The following is a 2,496-nucleotide window of genomic DNA, read 5'->3' on the forward strand; positions in this document are numbered from 1 at the left end:
CGTAAGCGCTGTTTCGGTCCCACCTTCCATTGAAGGCGTCGAGTGAGGAATGATCGATCTCTGATTGGAGATCGGCTTGTGTCTAAGCTTGACCATATGCTTGAGCCCAGGACCTCGGTTCGTCGGGTCGAGGTCATCACGGAGAGCGGCCGACGGCGGCAGTTCTCGGCCGACGACAAGGCGCGGTTTGTCGAGGAGACGCTGGCCCCGGGAACCGTGGTATCGGAGGTCGCGCGGCGGCACGGATTGTCGCCGCAACAGCTGTTTACGTGGCGCCGGCAAATGCGACAGCCGGTTGCGATCCCTGTGGGACCCGAGCCGCAGACGTTCGTGCCCGCTGTCGTTAGCCCATCGTGCACGCCGCCGGTGCGCTCACCGCGGCAGCGCCGACGACTTCGGAAGGCGCCCGAGGGGGCGGAGAACAGCGGCATCATCGAGATCGAGATCAACGGCGTCGCCGTCCGGGTCGGCCGCGGCGCGGATGCCGCGACGGTTGCGGCCGTGATCCATGCGCTGAAGACCTGCACGTGATCGGTCCGACGGGCGCGGTGCGGGTGATGGTGGTGACCAGGCCGGTCGACTTCCGCAAGGGTGCCGAAGGGCTCGCGGCCCTGGTGCGTGAGAGCATCCAGGCCGATCCGTTCTCCGGCGCCGTGTATGTGTTCCGCGCCAAGCGCGCCGACCGGGTGAAGCTGATCTATTGGGACGGCACGGGTGTGTGCCTGTTCGCCAAGCGGCTTGAGACCGGTTCGTTCTGCTGGCCCAACGTGCAGGACGGCGTCATTCGCCTGACCGCGGCGCAGCTGTCAGCCTTGCTCGAAGGACTGGACTGGAAGCGCGTCCACGCCGCGCGCGAGACACCGTCGCCGATCCAGGCGAGTTGAACTGCGGCACAGTGAATCAGTATGCATGTCGCGCTCGCGGGATGCCGCGACGCATGGTGTAATCGCATCATGGCGACAAGTGCCGACACGCTTCCGGACGATCCCGGCACGCTCAAGGCGATGCTGCTGGCCGAACGGGCGCGCGCCGCGCGGCTCGAGCAGATCATCAAGGAGTTGCAGCGTCATCGCTTCGGCCGCCGGGCCGAGACGCTGCCGGAGGACCAGTTGCTGCTCGGCCTGGAGGAGGTCGAGCAGATCGAGGCGAGCAGTGATGCCGCGACCGATGCAGCCAATGCTGCCGAGCGATCGAGCCGAGCCGCACGGCGCCGCAGGAACAGAGGGGCGCTGCCGGCGCATCTGCCGCGGGTCGAGATGCTGATCGACCTCGACGATCACGCCTGCCCGTGCTGTCAGCAGGCGCTGCACCGGATTGGCGAGGATGTGAGCGAACGACTGGATATCGTCCCGGCCCAGTTCCGGGTCCTGGTCGTAAGGCGGCCGAAGTATGCCTGCCGGGCCTGCGAGACCATGGTGCAGGCACCGGCGCCAGCGCGGCTGATCGAGGGCGGGCTACCGACCGAAGCCACCGTGGCGCAGGTACTCGTCGCCAAATATGCCGACCATCTGCCGCTGTATCGGCAGGCTCAAATTTACGCCCGCCAGGGCCTCGAGCTGGATCGCTCGACCCTGGCCGATTGGGTCGGGCGGGCAGCCTTCCTGTTGCGGCCGGTGCAGGAGCGACTGCTCGCGAGGCTGAAGCAGTCGACAAAACTGTTTGCCGACGAGACCACCGCCCCGGTGCTCGATCCCGGACGCGGCCGCACCAAGACCGGCCAGCTCTGGGCCTATGCCCGCGACGACCGGCCCTGGGGCGGCACGGACCCGCCCGCCGTCGCCTATGTCTACGCTCCCGATCGCAAGGCCGAACGGCCGATCGTCCACCTCGCGGGTTTTGCCGGCATCCTCCAGGTCGACGGCTATGCCGGCTATCGGGTACTGGCCGAGCGCGGTGACGTAGAACTGGCGTTCTGCTGGTCCCATGTGCGCCGGCGCTTCTACGAACTCGCCGCGGCCGGTCCCGCACCGATTGCCAGCGAGGCGCTCGAACGTATCGCCGGGCTCTACGTCATCGAAGCCCAGATCCGCGGCCGCACCGCCGACGAGCGTCGCGCCGTCCGCCAAGAGAAGAGCCGGCCGATCGCCGACGAGTTCGAACCCTGGCTGCGCGCCAGGCTTGGTCTGATTAGCCAGAAGACCAAACTCGCGGAGGCTATCCGATATGCGCTGTCGCGTTGGGACGGGCTGACGCGCTTCATTGCCGATGGCCGCATCGAGATCGATTCCAACGTCGTCGAGCGCGCTATCCGCCCAATCGCGCTCAACCGCAAGAACGCCCTGTTCGCTGGCTCGGACGGCGGCGGCGAACACTGGGCCGTCATCGCCTCACTGATCGAAACCTGCAAGCTCATCGGCGTCGAACCCCACGCCTATCTCGCCGACGTCATCACCCGCATCGTCAACGATCACCCGAACAGCCAGATCGACGAATTGCTACCCTGGGCCTATCTCGCTACCCAAAAACGCTGGCGCGTGGCCTGAGAACATCGCTTAC

3 protein-coding genes are annotated in these 2,496 nt (G+C 66.7%); all 3 read left to right on the plus strand.

The genetic code is table 11. The features are described from left to right. Nucleotides 1–78: 78 nt before the first annotated feature. A complete protein-coding gene (gene tnpA, locus AC0L3C_RS36100; RefSeq protein WP_473410398.1) occupies nucleotides 79–531 on the plus strand; it encodes an IS66-like element accessory protein TnpA in 453 nt (150 codons plus the stop codon). Next, nucleotides 528–884 carry an IS66 family insertion sequence element accessory protein TnpB gene (tnpB, locus tag AC0L3C_RS36105; protein ID WP_473410399.1) on the plus strand — a complete coding sequence of 119 codons (357 nt, stop codon included), beginning with the start codon at nucleotides 528–530 and terminating at the stop codon, nucleotides 882–884. The genes tnpA and tnpB overlap by 4 nt, the downstream gene beginning before the upstream one ends. A 69-nt stretch (nucleotides 885–953) precedes the next feature. Beyond that, complete coding sequence (gene tnpC / locus AC0L3C_RS36110; RefSeq protein ID WP_473410400.1) at nucleotides 954–2,483, plus strand: IS66 family transposase; 1,530 nt, start codon at nucleotides 954–956, stop codon at nucleotides 2,481–2,483. Nucleotides 2,484–2,496: the final 13 nt, after the last annotated feature.

This window comes from Bradyrhizobium sp. WSM4872, assembly GCF_055811715.1.

Excerpts from the sequence above, each read along its gene's own strand:
- tnpC (WP_473410400.1), top strand. The coding sequence starts at position 954 with ATGGCGACAAGTGCCGACACGCTTCCGGACGATCCCGGCACGCTCAAG.